Below are 14,231 nucleotides of genomic sequence, written 5' to 3'. Positions count from 1 at the left end.
TCCGTGTGACTGCGTACCTTTTGTATAATGGGTCAGCGAGTTACTTTCAGTGGCGAGGTTAACTGAATAAGGAAGCCGTAGAGAAATCGAGTCTGAATAGGGCGCGAGTCGCTGTGAGTAGACCCGAAACCGGGCGATCTAGTCATGTGCAGGATGAAGGTTGGGTAACACCAACTGGAGGTCCGAACCGGGTAATGTTGAAAAATTATCGGATGACGTGTGACTAGGAGTGAAAGGCTAATCAAGCCCGGAGATAGCTGGTTCTCCCCGAAAGCTATTTAGGTAGCGCCTCGTGAATGATTACTGGGGGTAGAGCACTGTTTCGGCTAGGGGGCTGTCATGGCTTACCAAACCGATGCAAACTCCGAATACCGGCTAATTGAATCACGGGAGACACACGGCGGGTGCTAACGTCCGTCGTGAAGAGGGAAACAACCCAGACCGCCAGCTAAGGTCCCAAAGTACTAGTTAAGTGGGAAACGATGTGGGAAGGCATAGACAGCCAGGAGGTTGGCTTAGAAGCAGCCACCCTTTAAAGAAAGCGTAATAGCTCACTGGTCGAGTCGGCCTGCGCGGAAGATGTAACGGGGCTAAAACTAGTCACCGAAGCTGCGGATGTGCACTAAGTGCACGTGGTAGGGGAGCGTTCTGTAGGCTGATGAAGGTGGATTGAGAAGTCTGCTGGAGGTATCAGAAGTGCGAATGCTGACATGAGTAACGATAATGAGGGTGAAAAGCCCTCACGCCGGAAGTCCCAGGTTTCCTGCACGACGTTAATCGGAGCAGGGTGAGTCGGCCCCTAAGGCGAGGCTGAAGAGCGTAGTCGATGGGAACCAGGTTAATATTCCTGGACTTTTTATAAGTGGTGAAGTGGGGACGGAGAAGGCTAGATAAGCCAGGCGTTGGTTGTCCTGGTACGTGCATGTAGGGGGATGGTTTAGGCAAATCCGGACCATTATTAACTCTGAGGTGCGACGTGGTGCTGACACTTCGGTGTACAGCGAAGTTATTGATGCCCGGCTCCCAGGAAAAGCTGCTAGCCATAACTTATAGAGAACCGTACCGCAAACCGACACAGGTGGACAGGTAGAGAATACTAAGGCGCTTGAGAGAACTCGGGTGAAGGAACTAGGCAAAATGGTACCGTAACTTCGGGAGAAGGTACGCCCTTTCTGGTGATGGGATTTACTTTCAGAGCTGGAGAGGGCCGCAGAGACCAGGTGGCTGCGACTGTTTATTAAAAACACAGCACTCTGCAAATTCGTAAGAAGACGTATAGGGTGTGACGCCTGCCCGGTGCCGGAAGGTTAATTGATGGGGTTATCTTCGGAGAAGCTCTTGATCGAAGCCCCGGTAAACGGCGGCCGTAACTATAACGGTCCTAAGGTAGCGAAATTCCTTGTCGGGTAAGTTCCGACCTGCACGAATGGCGTAACGATGGCCACACTGTCTCCACCCGAGACTCAGTGAAATTGAAATCGCTGTGAAGATGCAGTGTACCCGCGGCTAGACGGAAAGACCCCGTGAACCTTTACTATAGTTTTGCACTGGACTTTGATGATAACTGTGTAGGATAGGTGGGAGGCTATGAAGTGAGGACGCTAGTTCTCATGGAGCCAACCTTGAAATACCACCCTGTTGTTATTGAGGTTCTAACTTGGTCCCGTAATCCGGGATGAGGACAGTGTATGATGGGTAGTTTGACTGGGGCGGTCTCCTCCCAAAGAGTAACGGAGGAGCACAAAGGTACCCTCGGTACGGTCGGACATCGTACCAAGAGTGTAAAGGCATAAGGGTGCTTGACTGCGAGAGCGACGGCTCGAGCAGGAACGAAAGTTGGTCTTAGTGATCCGGTGGTTCTGAATGGAAGGGCCATCGCTCAACGGATAAAAGGTACTCCGGGGATAACAGGCTGATACCGCCCAAGAGTTCATATCGACGGCGGTGTTTGGCACCTCGATGTCGGCTCATCACATCCTGGGGCTGAAGCAGGTCCCAAGGGTATGGCTGTTCGCCATTTAAAGTGGTACGCGAGCTGGGTTTAGAACGTCGTGAGACAGTTCGGTCCCTATCTGCCGTGGGCGTAGGAAAATTGAGAGGAGCTGCTCCTAGTACGAGAGGACCGGAGTGGACGAACCTCTGGTGTACCGGTTGTGACGCCAGTCGCATCGCCGGGTAGCTAAGTTCGGACGGGATAACCGCTGAAAGCATCTAAGCGGGAAGCCTCCCTCAAGATGAGTTTTCCCATGAAGCCCGTTGAAGACTACGACGTTGATAGGCAAGGTGTGGAAGCGCAGTAATGTGTGCAGCTAACTTGTACTAATTGGCTGATTGTCTTGACCATATAATCTGAATTACTTCAGATTAACTGAATGCAAATACAAGAAAAGCCGGTTGGGCTAACGCCCAATCAGCAAAAAAAATGTGTACTCTTTATTTACCTAACGCATGATTCGGGTATAATGCGCCCATTAATCATGTGAAACCAGTTTTCCTGGCGACCATAGCGGTTTGGAACCACCTGACTCCATCTCGAACTCAGAAGTGAAACGAACCCGCGCCAATGATAGTGTGAGGTTTCCTCATGTGAAAGTAGGTCATCGCCAGGGTTTTATTCTGAAAAGCGGCTAATAAAGCCGCTTTTTTTATTTATAATCTTCGAAACCAGTATTTTTTAATATATGTAATTTAAATAAGCATATAGATTTTTCTAATTCACGAACTATTGATTTTACTGATATAGCTCAAATGCCTACTAAATGAAATATTCCAATTAAAATTTTTAAGTAGGAACCCATGTGTTATTTCCTATAAAAAAAAATAGCCTATCATACGGAATGGAGAACATCTCTTGTTCTTCTATTTTTTCTTTACTTCTATATACCCTATTAATCTGGTGGCTTGCCCATGTCATTAGTGATTCGAATTTAGATAAATATGATGATATGTTAGAAGCCTATTCATGGGGCAGTCTGTGGTCATGGGGACATGATAAGCATCCTCCACTGTTTGGTTGGATTGCTGCTGCTTGGTTTCAAATTTTTCCACATGACAATATGTTTTTTTACCTTTTGTCCTATGCAGTAGTTGCTTTAGGTTTATTAGGTGTCTTCTGCTTGACTCCTCTTTTTTTGAGAAATGTTTTTGATTCGGCTTTTTCTAGCGATGCATATCTAAAGTGCTGCAAAAAATTAGGGTTCTTGAGTGTGGCTTTGCTTTTACTCTCCTTTCCCTATACCACTTTAGCTGCAAAATATAACGCAAATAGTATCTTGCTTATGCTTTGGCCATGGACAATCTATTTTTTTTTAAGGGCGACACACAAGTCTCAAAGGTTATTAGGGGGTTTATTGAATAGCCTTTTCCTTGGTTTTATGGCTGCTTTGTCAATGCTTGGAAAATATTTTTCAGGGATACTTTTGCTTACTTTATTTTTTGTTAGTTTATTACCATTGTATCGTAATTGGTATCGCAGTTTTTCTCCTTATCTTTCTTTATTGATTTTTTGTATCTGCTTAGCACCTCATTTTTATTGGTTGACTCAGAATGATTATCCTACGTTAGTGTACTTGCAAACAAAGGGAGATGGAAAAATATATTGGATTTTATGTCTAAAATTTTTGTTCGCACCTTTATTATATTGGTGCATACCCTGGTATTGGGTTCTACTAAAATTTTTTGAAGGGCCATGGTATCAGCGTATGTTGAATAGCTGGCGCGCGATTCATTTGGGGGATGATGCTTTATGGTGGATCGCTATTTTGCCTTTTATCTTAACTGTTCTGGCAGGTTTTTTGGGTTTTGTTAAATTGACTTATCCTTGGGCTATTCCTTTGGGTTTTGGTTTTCCATTACTATGGCTTCGCAACTCACTTATTCTAAGTAGGGTAGAAAAAAAATTTTTTTTTCAGCCAATACAGTTAAAAATGATTGGATTAATGTATTTTTATATCATAATTTTGATTGCTGTGAGCATACGCATTTATGCTGTGTGTAGCGACAATTATTTTTGCGTTTAGAGGACAGCAATAAATTAAGCTAAAATAAGCCTTTCTGCAGGAACAGAAGTGTACATCAATTAAACTAAATTTGTCTCTATTTTTCGTTATTAATTTATTAGTGATGGGGAGTAATAATTGGGGATTTTCAGGATTTAATTTTATAGGACCTAAGGCCAACTCTTTCCTGATCTATAGGGAAGAGTTGGCCTTAGGTTGACAAGCCTTCACAGAAGGCGCGTCAGTCGGCGTTGATGGGCTCTACTTTATTCCTCTTGGCGCACTCACTACGGTAACTCGATGTATTGAGTTCAAGGATCACTGCATGATGCACAAGCCTATCAATGGCGGCATTCGTAGTCATTTCATCTTTAAAGATGGAGTTCCATTTTGAGAATGGCAAATTACTGGTAATCAATAAACTGCGCATCTCATAACGTGCGGCCATCAGCGTGAATAGTACATCGGTTTCATGACGCTCAAAAGGGACATAAGAGATATCATCAATAATGAGCAACTCAAATCGGTCTAACTTTTTGATGAACTGCTCTAACTTCAATACCTGCTTCGCTTGCAGCAGTTGCTGGACAAGACTCGCTGCAGTGTAAAAACAAACTCGTCTTCCGGACAAACACCATTCACGTGCAAGCCCTATACTTAAGTGGGTTTTTCCAGTACCTGGGTTTCCAAAAATTAATACATTGCCGTATCGGTCAATAAACTCCCCTTCGGCCAATTGAATAATTTGGCTTGGCGCAAGCCCAGGAATACGAGTCATATCAAAATCAGACAGTAACTTGTCGCGCGGTAATTGAGCTGATTTGACGAGCTTATCTATCTTTTTTTGCATGCGATAATCGCTTTCTCTTTGCAGAATTTCATAAAAGAATTCAACATGAGACAGTTTTTCTTTCTCACAACGCTGTGCCACCTCCAGATAATCTTTAAGGCAAATAGGTAATTTTAAATTGGACAGCAGTTGATTTAAATTATGAGTTAAATTCAAATTGATGTTCATGCTTAGTGACTCCTGTAGGAGGTCAATAAGTTGTCATAATCAGCCAGGTTTGGCTCCATGACGTGAACAGCTCTTTTCTCTTTTTGGTAGACATCGATTAACTCCTTAACCCGTTCCAGAAGAGGGATTTCGCGTGCCTCAAGCAATAACTCAAGGGCAAGAGCAACTTGCTGTTCTGATTGAATTTTTGCTAACTGCAGAATCTTTAAATAGACTCTATCAGCACTAGCTGGCCGCTTGTTGCAAAGCTCATCATAAGCCTTACGAAAGCAGCTCCTGGGGAAAAAGGCTCCTTGGTAACGATAATTAGCAAAAGCAGATGGCTTTCGAACTAAAGCATCAATAAGGTGTCTGTAGTTAATCCCTTCAAGCCCATCACCATAGTTTCTTGGCATGACCTGCAGTTGTTTGTTGCCATAGAACAAGATGATTTCTTCAGGATAAATATAAGCTTTTAATGTATAGTGAATTAGCCTGCTGGGGACGCTATAAGGCTTATCCAGAAGCTGGATAATGCTGCCTGAGCTCACGCGTGCAGTAACAATTTCAGGTGAATTCCATTTTCTATCAGGAAGCTCTTGCAGTAGCTCCTCTTCTTGCTCAAACTGAGCCATCCGGTATTTGTTGCGCCCATCAACTATTTTCTGCAAAAACTCAATATAATCTTTTTGAGTTAGGAAATCACGAGAGCCACGCACCATCAAGGTCTGGTCAATCGCGTTTTTCAACAAATCATGGCTTTTTTCTATAGAGCCATTTTCATGGCTTACTCCAGGATTATTAGTAGTTGGTTTGATTTGGTAATGAGCCATAACCATTTGCCAACGCTCGGTGAACTCGCGCCTACTCCCCATCGCTTTAGTTGCTGCAGTGAGGTTATCTGTACGATGCTCACCGGCGACATAACCTAGTTCCCATACTGCCTTTTCAAAACCACTGACTAAACTTTCAAAGCTTTCGCTGAAACATACTTTAATCGACTCCCAGCGTGAATACGTCAGGATAAAATGAAAAAGGAGGTGCTTAAATGGTTGGCCATTAATGGTGATGTTAAGTGAGTTCATGCACGTAAAATCAGACTGGCTTTGCTTACCTGGTTGAATATGTTGCCTGAAAATAACCGCTTGTTCGGCTCCAAAGGCAGCCCGCCAATCGCGAACCCGTCGTTGCAATGTACGTAAATGGCTTTGATTATATTGTTCTGGGGCACGTGCCATAAGATAATTAAGCAGTGTCTTGGCTTCTAGCCCTGGTGCACCCTCCAGCATTTTTGCAAGCTCATCCCAAACATCAGAGAACGCATCAACTCGGGTTTTCCAAGTATGTGGCTTGCTCATCTCTGACGGCAGTTGACCACTCTTAATATATTTCCTTGCTGTATTAGCTGACATTCCTGATTTTGCGGCAGATACTTCCTGGTTATGTTTTTTTAGTTTTTTCATGAGTAATTTTACCTGCTGATTGGTTATTGTCATTCGCCAAGAAGTCCCTTTGTCGATTTTTAAAAAAGACAATCTAATCAACTAATAATAGGTGACTAATAGAACTTTTGACTAACCAGCAGAAAAGGGAATTTTAAGGGGGTATTTTTGCTTCCGAAAAAACGCAATTTTAATTGTCGCTACACATGCTGCGCATACACAAGACTCGCACTATTATTTGCCACAGAAAGAAGCAGCAGCAGATATTTTTAAACATTGGCAAGAATTATACCCTTCAGAGAAGCCTTCATGGATTGTTGCCGAGAAAAAAGCAGCTACATTATCTTTTTACAATAAAAGTTGGGCTAGAGTCAAAGTTTATCCTAGTTTTCCATCAGATCCCCCCGCCTCATACAACGCTGTTCGTGATTGGAATAAAGGAAGAGGGGTTATTTACTGCTTTTTAGGACAAAATACTTATTCTGTTCAACAAAGTAAATCTTTTCCTTGTATAAAAAAAGCTGCTATTTGGTTACAACAACAAGGTTATACTGATATTGATTTTAAAATTTTTCAAAATCACCGTGAAGGGCTCTTATTTCCAAAACCACTGACTTTTTCATTTGCTGTATTTTTTGCAAAACGTGAAAAAAATTGACTTAAAAAAAAGGATTATTTGTGGCGTTACATTCAAGATATATCATATTTCTAAACAAGGTGACCGCTGACTTCCCTAATTTTTCTCGAGATAATAAACACCCTAAGTTACTCCATCTCCATAATAAGATTTCTCCTTAATTTTTTTCTATCTTGTGATGTAGTACGATTAATTTAACCTTATCTCGATAAAAGCTAATTATCGAGATACACTGAATTAAAAATTATTCAGGTAGATTGAATGAAAAAAAATTTCCTTATTTATGGTTCTTATGGATATACCGGTAATTTAATTGCTCAGTTAAGTCTACAGCAAGGATTAAAGCCGATATTAGCCGGAAGAGATGAAAAGAAGTTAAAACAGCAAGCAGCGGCTTTGAATTTGGAGTATCGAGTATTTGATGTGAACGATTTGGAGCAAGCTAAAAATGCTCTTCGCGACCTTATAGCGGTAATTCATTGTGCGGGTCCATTTAAGTATACCTACAGAAACATGGCGCTGGCCTGTCTTGCCACAAAAACCCATTATTTGGATATTACCGGTGAAGTGATGGTAATAGAACAGCTTATGGCGATGAATGAGCAGGCAAAAAAAAATGGTATCATGCTCTTACCTGGTTCTGGATTTGATGTAGTCCCTAGTGATTGTTTGGCTGCTTTTTTAAAGCATTCTTTACCTGATGCAAATCGATTGATTCTTGCCATTGGTACATTTACTCAAAGTGCGCATTTAAGTATTTCTCATGGTACTGCTAAAACGATGCTGGAAGATATCCCTGAAGGAACTAAAATACGAAATGAAGGAATTTTAAAGACAATTCCGTTTTGTGGAAAAACCCATTTTTTTGATTTTGGAGCCGACAAGAAATTGTTGTGTGCCACTATTTCATGGGGAGATTTGTCATCTGCTTGGTGGTCTACACAGATTCCACATATAGAAACGTATATGGCATTACCGAAAAAAATAATAAAGCTTAAAACTTTTATTAACTTCTTTAAATGGTTTTTAAGTTGGACTCCAATTAAAAGCTATCTAATGCATAAAATTAATCAATTACCCGCTGGACCTACTGAGGATCAAAGACAAAACTCAGTTGTAAAAATATATGCTGAGGTAACCAATGAAGCGGGCAAAAAAGTTGCTGCAGTAATGACGACACCTAATGGTTATACATTAACTGCCTTATCAACGTTATTGATAATTCAAAAAATTTTATCAGGAGATGCTCCGATTGGTTTTCAAACCCCCTCCAGTGCATATACAGAAAATTTAATCATGGAACTACCTGAAGTCACGCGAGTTTTGGTTAATCCGTGTTAACATCCATTTCGTTTTCAATTCGGAGAAAATATTTTTATAACCCATTATAATTTACGTTTATATAGATTTTAAAAATGCATAAGGAAATGAGATGACCATTGAAAAAATAGAAAAAGGACTTAATGGCCTGGAAACTGGTATTGAAGAAGTAAAATTAATGAATTTGGAGTTGAATAAAACAATGATCGTTTGCAAGCCCTTATTGAGCAAATGGAGGAGCAACTCAATCAATATGAGAATGCTCTAAATGCAGCACAACAAATAAAATTGAGTAATGGAGAGTTACTAAATAAGTATGGCATTATGAAACCACCAAGCCAGCAAGAGTCGTTAACAACCACATTGGAGCCCTGTCGTCCTTGAATTACGGCAATAGGCCCCTTAATTTTAGGACCGTAGAAGCTGCTGTGATTTACGTTAAGTTTTCAGATTTCTTGATTGCTTCATCAGCTAAATGGATTGCACATTCTGAACTCATTGTAAAAGCAATCAAGCTAATCTGTATAATTTGATTGGATGATCGCGATGTTTAAGCATGGCATTACCAACAAATTCGCCCTTCATTTCAGGTAATTCCTTCATGGCATCTTCAGAAATAAGAATATGAGAATTATAGGTTTTATTTAACTGCTCTATATGGGCTGCTGAATTGACTACATCACCAATAATGGTATATTCCTGTCTTTTTTTAGTCCCAATCGTACCTGTTACCGCATGACCAAAATGGAGTCCTATTCCTAATTTGAGATCGGGTAAATGGCCTTTTTTTACTTCCTCTTCAGTGCGTTTCATAATCTCAAGCGCGGCGTTTACGGCATTAACCACATCATTACCACTCGATATAGGTGCACCAAATACAGCCATAAAACCATCACCTAAAAATTTATTGATAATCCCTTTATTGTCATGAATGATTTTGACCATAAATTTAAAAATATTATTGAGATAATTAACTGCAATTGATGGTTCGCTTACTTCGGTAAAATGAGTGAAATTTCGCACGTCCAAAAACATAACACAAACCGGTATGTATTCACTCAAATTACCATCCTTAGATAATAATTTGGAGACCACTTCAGGTGAAACATGCTGTCCAAAAATACCTTCAATTCTGTCCCGTTCTTTTTGTGCCTCAAAGGCTACAAACAATTGCTTTTTAATTTGTGATGTGACAAAAGCGGTAGCGACCCCAGCAACTAATAACATTCCTCCTCGATTGGCAAAGGCATACCATGCGATTAAATAGTAATCAATTCCTTTGATTGGAGTGTAATGCAGTACGTAATAGGAAAAAAGCCAATATTCAATGGCGGCAACCATTCCTGAAAACCCACATAACCATTCATTTAAGGTGAGTGAAGACAGAATAATGAAAATAAAATAAAGTAAAACAGGTGGCATTAAAAGAACATATATTGGGGTGTGATAATTCATTAGAACGATTATTCCTAGTGTTGGGATATTTATTTCGATGAACGCTTTAATATATTGTATTACGAGGGGTATATTTTTCTGATGGAGCATGTATTGAGAAACAACAAGTCGCATTAATAAAAAATAAAACGCGATCGCCACTAAAGAACTCGGCATAACCATCGGGGATACTTGCGCTTGTCGATAGTATACTTCGGGAGAATGAATAAAAAATATTGTCCAAATGAGAGCCATTAGAATAAAAATAATAGATAAAATGGTTGTTCTTAACTTCTCAGTTTTTAATATTTCCAATTCCAAATGAGATTGAGTCATTTACACTAACCCATGAAGTCCATTTCTTTTATTTTAGATTAAAATTATAAATAACAATTATTGGCTTGAATTCAGTTCCCCTGAACCGAGGACATGTTCCGTCAATACCTTGCAAGGCAGGCCTTCACATCCTAACCTGGTGCTATCGTATAGAATGGGGCTGTTGTGCCCTATACAGGCTGCAATTTTGATACATACCTAAATCGATACCAAATGTTTATCTTTCAGCCGCACATAATGTTGTGCTGAATATTCTAACCTTTCGATTTCTTGATCAGTTAATTTTCTAATTGCTTTAGCTGGGTTACCAAGATATAAATAACCACTCTCCAATTTTTTTCCAGGAGTGACTACAGAACCAGCAGCAACCATTACATGATGCTCAATGTGTACGGCATCTAAAATTAAAGCGCCCATACCAATGAGACAGAAATCATCCACCCTGCAGCCATGCAATACGGCTTGATGTCCAATTGTAATCCCTTGGCCTAAAATTAATGGTTGTCCCCCAGCTGTATAAGGGCCATCATGGGTAACATGCAAAACAGCCCCATCTTGTACACTACAGGCATTGCCTATTTTAATGGAGTTCACATCTCCGCGTATCACGGCCATAGGCCAAACAGATACATCGTCGCCCAGAAAAACATCACCAATGACTACTGATGTAGGATCTATGAAAACTCTTTGGCCTATTGAAGGTGATTTACCTTGAAAACTACGAATTGCATTATTCATGTGATTAAACCATAGTTACAAATTCTTCAGCGCTCGTGGGATGAATCGCAACCGTATTATCGAAATCTTTTTTACAAGCGCCCATTTTTATTGCCACACCAAAACCCTGGAGCATTTCATCCGCTGCTAATCCAATAACGTGCAAGCCAATAATTTTTTCTTCTTTGCCTAAGGTGACTAATTTCATCACTGTAGGTGTTTTTATTTCTGCAAATGCATCAAACATAGGGGTGAAACGAGTTTGATATATTTTAATCTGATCTTTACCGTATTGCTCAATGGCCTCTTCTTCACTAAGCCCAACTGTTCCCACAGGAGGATGACTAAAGATTACAGTACAAATATTATCATAGTTTAAACACGCCTCAGGTTGCTGGCCAAATATACGATCAGCCAAACGTCGACCCGCAGCAATTGCTACAGGGGTAAGTGCAGGTGCATTCGTTACATCACCTAAAGCATAGATTCCCTGCGCGCTCGTATTTTGAAAGGCATCGACTAAAACTAAACCTTGCTCATCAGTTGCAACGTTTACCTTTTCTAGATTTAAGCCCGATGTTCTGGGTGTTCTTCCCACGGCGACAATAATTACGTCTATATCCTGAATAATGGAACCGCTCGTGGCGCATACTATAGATTTTCTGCCATCACTATGTAAATTGATTTCTTGTGCTTTATGATTTGCATGAACCTGAATACCTTGTTGTTGCATCATATCCATTAATGTTTCTCCCAAAACTTTATCAAAACGAGATAAAGGTCGAGAACCTCGCATTAAAAGATGGGTTTCACTACCTAGGCTGTTTAATACGCCGGCTAGTTCCACTCCGATATAGCCGCTTCCAATAATTGCAACTTTTTCAGGTTGTTTGCTTAATGCAAAGAAGCCGTCCGAGTCAATTGCATGCTGAATCCCATGAATTATTGGTAGTGAAGGCTTGCCACCCGTTGCAATGATGATATGGGGTGCCTGATAAAAAGAATCATTCACTTTGATCGAGTGTTTATCGTGAAATGCCCCTGAACCTTGAATCAGGGTGATATTAAATTGAGCAAAACGTCGTGCATAGTTTTCCCTGAGTCGGTCTATATATGCATTACGTCTAGTAACGAGGGTATTCCAGTCAAGTTGGGTTGAGGTAGTAGAAAACCCATAGTCGGATGCATGGTGCATGATGTCACAAATCATGGATGCATTGAACATAATTTTTTTTGGCACACAGCCTAAATTAACGCAAGTACCACCCAAGTGATTGGGTTCTACCACTGCTACTTTAGCACCATGTTTTGCAGCTCGAACAGCACTGGCGATGCCACCACTGCCTCCACCTAATACAATAAGATCAAAATGGTTGTTTTTCATAGACAATTTTTGAAAAATAAGTCTATATTATCAGGAACTGTGCAAGCAACCAATATAAAATCCCAATAAATGAAGTGTGAGTAATGGGATGCTTTTCCAGTGGTCCTGCTTTTATAACTTAGATTCTAACCAGAATATCTGTAGGTGATGAAAGCAAAATTATATCGCTCTAATTTGTATTGTTACGTCGTACAAAAGCAGCTGATTTCAAAACTGAATTATCTTTTTAAATAATTTGTAATCATTTTTTTCGGATCTCTTTCTTGAGGCTTATCAAGGATTAGGTCTAGGAGATTTTGGGTTGCATTTTAGACTTATCCTAGTTCTTTTCTGCAAGAGGACGGAGATCTTGGTCAATGATCTTTAATAAGGAGATTAATATGCCAGCATCTGAGATTAAGATTAGTCGTTTGGTGGTTTTGGGAGATAGTTTATCGGATAGGGGTACTTTTAATAAACGGATGCTTTTTGGTTTTATTCCCTTGGGGGATATTTATGAAGTAGGTTTTGATGCACCTAGAGGGCGATTTACCAATGGATTTGTCTGGGGAGATTATTTTGTCACAGCGATTATTGAACAATTTGAAATAGAACATGCTCGTAAAAAACTGAAAGTCATGCGGGATGCGCGAGGGAATGCAGACGTGGCCGATGCGATTTTAGCTAATGATCATCATTTATTGAGCAAAAATGAGAGGGCATTTAGTCTCAATAGTGATAAACATATTTTATACAAAGGAGAACGCTTTGCTCGTTTCTATTGCGAAGCGGGATTAACCTCATACGATTATAAGACACAACTCACGCTCAATCCCATGGATGAAGCAGCTCGACTGGTCTTAAGCTATTTAGAAGAGAAACAAAAGTTACTCAGTGCGGATGATAAAAAATATCATATTAGCGCTCAGGAAAAAGCTGAAACTTTAGTTATTGAATGGTCTGGGGCGAATGATTTAGTTACGGTAAATTCTGAACCTACTTTTCTTGAAGCAGATAATGCAATCAATGCGCGAATCGCCAATCTTGAAACCTTGATTCAACAAGGGTACAGGAATTTTGTTTTATTGAATTTACCCGATCTATCCTTAACGCCAAAATACAAGGCTAAAAGTAAAACAGAACAAAATAAAGCCGCTGAATGCTCGGCACATTTTAATGAGCAGTTGGCAATTAAAGTACAACAAATCCTCGAAAAGTATCATGGTCTAAACATCCCTTTGAATCTTTCAATTTTCGATGTCAGTAAACCATTTAAAGAAATTTATGATCATTGTAAAGATTATGGTTTTGATGAGGATAAATTAACATCTCCATATATTGAGTCGGATGAATTTAAGCAAAATCAAAAAAATCCTGTCGATCAAGAAGAACATATTTCGCCAGCCAAAGGCTACATGTTTTGGGACGTCTTACATCCTACTATGAATATGCATTCTTGGTTAGCAGTAAAATTTAAAGAGGTATACAATAAAATTTTTAAATTTACTCCTCCTGAATCATCAAGAAAATGCCGTAGGGAAGCAGAAGATGCAATGGGGCATTTTTTACCTGCCTCTTACGCCCATTTGCCGCAAGATTTATTACAAATAATAAGTACTATGCATAGCAATGCAATCAATATGGCTAAGTCATTTAGCTCATCACGTCGTGAAAAAGGGGAGTTATTGAAACAATTTATTTTTGAACTGAAGTGTCAAAGTGGTAATTTACGAGAGATTGATGGTTTTATAAAATCATTTATGCGCGATCCAGAAAATATGAAAATAATCAAAAAACACAATAACCCCATATTTGATTTTTTTGCGGGTAAAAAAACGACCCGCTCAGAAGATCATATTGGTGAACTAAGCCGAGCGCTTGAAGCACATCTTAATGTTCCGGAACAACTAAGCATGTGATGAAAGAAATTGCCCTGCCGGTAGGTGGTCATCCCTGGTGCCATGAGGAATCTCTTAAAATAATGTGC

10 protein-coding genes and 2 rRNA genes (1 of these 12 running past the window's edge) are annotated in these 14,231 nt (G+C 40.0%); 7 read left to right on the top strand and 5 right to left on the bottom strand.

Features of this window, described 5'->3' with window-relative positions; translation table 11 throughout:
* The 3 genes from EL022_RS15310 to EL022_RS15300 form a co-directional block, all read left to right on the top strand.
* A 23S ribosomal RNA gene (locus EL022_RS15310) occupies window positions 1-2,344 on the top strand (it extends 553 nt beyond the left edge of the window).
* A 149-nt stretch (window positions 2,345-2,493) separates the two neighbouring features.
* A 5S ribosomal RNA gene (gene rrf, locus EL022_RS15305) occupies window positions 2,494-2,609 on the top strand.
* A 189-nt stretch (window positions 2,610-2,798) separates the two neighbouring features.
* A complete protein-coding gene (locus tag EL022_RS15300) occupies window positions 2,799-4,019 on the top strand; it encodes a glycosyltransferase family 39 protein (protein WP_241972206.1) in 1,221 nt (406 codons plus the stop codon).
* 220 nt (window positions 4,020-4,239) lie between these two features.
* Here EL022_RS15300 and istB read toward each other — a convergent pair whose 3' ends face one another.
* Entirely contained in the window at window positions 4,240-5,016 is a 777-nt protein-coding gene (gene istB, locus EL022_RS15295) for an IS21-like element helper ATPase IstB (protein ID WP_035901146.1), read from the bottom strand.
* A 2-nt stretch (window positions 5,017-5,018) separates the two neighbouring features.
* Entirely contained in the window at window positions 5,019-6,491 is a 1,473-nt protein-coding gene (gene istA / locus EL022_RS15290; RefSeq protein ID WP_051544491.1) for an IS21 family transposase, read from the bottom strand.
* 184 nt (window positions 6,492-6,675) lie between these two features.
* Between istA and EL022_RS15285 the strand changes: the two genes are divergently transcribed.
* The 3 genes from EL022_RS15285 to EL022_RS16540 all read left to right on the top strand — a co-directional run bounded on the left by EL022_RS15285 (window position 6,676) and on the right by EL022_RS16540 (window position 8,662).
* A complete protein-coding gene (locus tag EL022_RS15285) occupies window positions 6,676-7,095 on the top strand; it encodes a hypothetical protein (protein WP_028379742.1) in 420 nt (139 codons plus the stop codon).
* A 240-nt stretch (window positions 7,096-7,335) separates the two neighbouring features.
* On the top strand, window positions 7,336-8,415 hold the full coding sequence (locus EL022_RS15280; RefSeq protein ID WP_028379743.1) for a saccharopine dehydrogenase family protein: 1,080 nt from the start codon (window positions 7,336-7,338) through the stop codon (window positions 8,413-8,415).
* Between the two features lie 91 nt (window positions 8,416-8,506).
* Window positions 8,507-8,662, top strand: a complete 156-nt coding sequence (locus EL022_RS16540; RefSeq protein WP_241972205.1) for a hypothetical protein — start codon at window positions 8,507-8,509, stop codon at window positions 8,660-8,662.
* 242 nt (window positions 8,663-8,904) lie between these two features.
* Here EL022_RS16540 and EL022_RS15270 read toward each other — a convergent pair whose 3' ends face one another.
* The 3 genes from EL022_RS15270 to gorA all read right to left on the bottom strand — a co-directional run bounded on the left by EL022_RS15270 (window position 8,905) and on the right by gorA (window position 12,265).
* Entirely contained in the window at window positions 8,905-10,164 is a 1,260-nt protein-coding gene (locus tag EL022_RS15270) for an adenylate/guanylate cyclase domain-containing protein (RefSeq protein WP_028379744.1), read from the bottom strand.
* Window positions 10,165-10,362: 198 nt separating this feature from the next.
* Entirely contained in the window at window positions 10,363-10,902 is a 540-nt protein-coding gene (locus EL022_RS15265) for a gamma carbonic anhydrase family protein (RefSeq protein WP_028379745.1), read from the bottom strand.
* 4 nt (window positions 10,903-10,906) lie between these two features.
* The gene (gene gorA / locus EL022_RS15260) at window positions 10,907-12,265 is read right to left on the bottom strand and encodes a glutathione-disulfide reductase (protein ID WP_028379746.1); all 1,359 of its coding nucleotides are present in this window, start codon (window positions 12,263-12,265) and stop codon (window positions 10,907-10,909) included.
* A 380-nt stretch (window positions 12,266-12,645) separates the two neighbouring features.
* Here gorA and EL022_RS15255 point away from each other — a divergent pair, with 380 nt between their 5' ends.
* A complete protein-coding gene (locus EL022_RS15255) occupies window positions 12,646-14,163 on the top strand; it encodes an SGNH/GDSL hydrolase family protein (protein WP_028379747.1) in 1,518 nt (505 codons plus the stop codon).
* Window positions 14,164-14,231: the final 68 nt, after the last annotated feature.

This window comes from Legionella cherrii, assembly GCF_900635815.1.
In the GTDB taxonomy this organism is placed as follows: domain Bacteria; phylum Pseudomonadota; class Gammaproteobacteria; order Legionellales; family Legionellaceae; genus Legionella; species Legionella cherrii.
Note: the sequence above shows the minus strand (reverse complement) of the source record. Positions and strands in the feature narration are given on the sequence as shown.

What these genes read in the sequence shown, in the direction of transcription:
- istB (WP_035901146.1), bottom strand. Translation starts at nt 5,016, where the DNA reads ATGAACATCAATTTGAATTTAACTCATAATTTAAATCAACTGCTGTCC.
- istA (WP_051544491.1), bottom strand. Translation starts at nt 6,491, where the DNA reads ATGACAATAACCAATCAGCAGGTAAAATTACTCATGAAAAAACTAAAA.
- EL022_RS15280 (WP_028379743.1), top strand. Translation starts at nt 7,336, where the DNA reads ATGAAAAAAAATTTCCTTATTTATGGTTCTTATGGATATACCGGTAAT.
- EL022_RS16540 (WP_241972205.1), top strand. Translation starts at nt 8,507, where the DNA reads ATGACCATTGAAAAAATAGAAAAAGGACTTAATGGCCTGGAAACTGGT.
- EL022_RS15270 (WP_028379744.1), bottom strand. Translation starts at nt 10,164, where the DNA reads ATGACTCAATCTCATTTGGAATTGGAAATATTAAAAACTGAGAAGTTA.
- EL022_RS15265 (WP_028379745.1), bottom strand. Translation starts at nt 10,902, where the DNA reads ATGAATAATGCAATTCGTAGTTTTCAAGGTAAATCACCTTCAATAGGC.
- gorA (WP_028379746.1), bottom strand. Translation starts at nt 12,265, where the DNA reads ATGAAAAACAACCATTTTGATCTTATTGTATTAGGTGGAGGCAGTGGT.
- EL022_RS15255 (WP_028379747.1), top strand. Translation starts at nt 12,646, where the DNA reads ATGCCAGCATCTGAGATTAAGATTAGTCGTTTGGTGGTTTTGGGAGAT.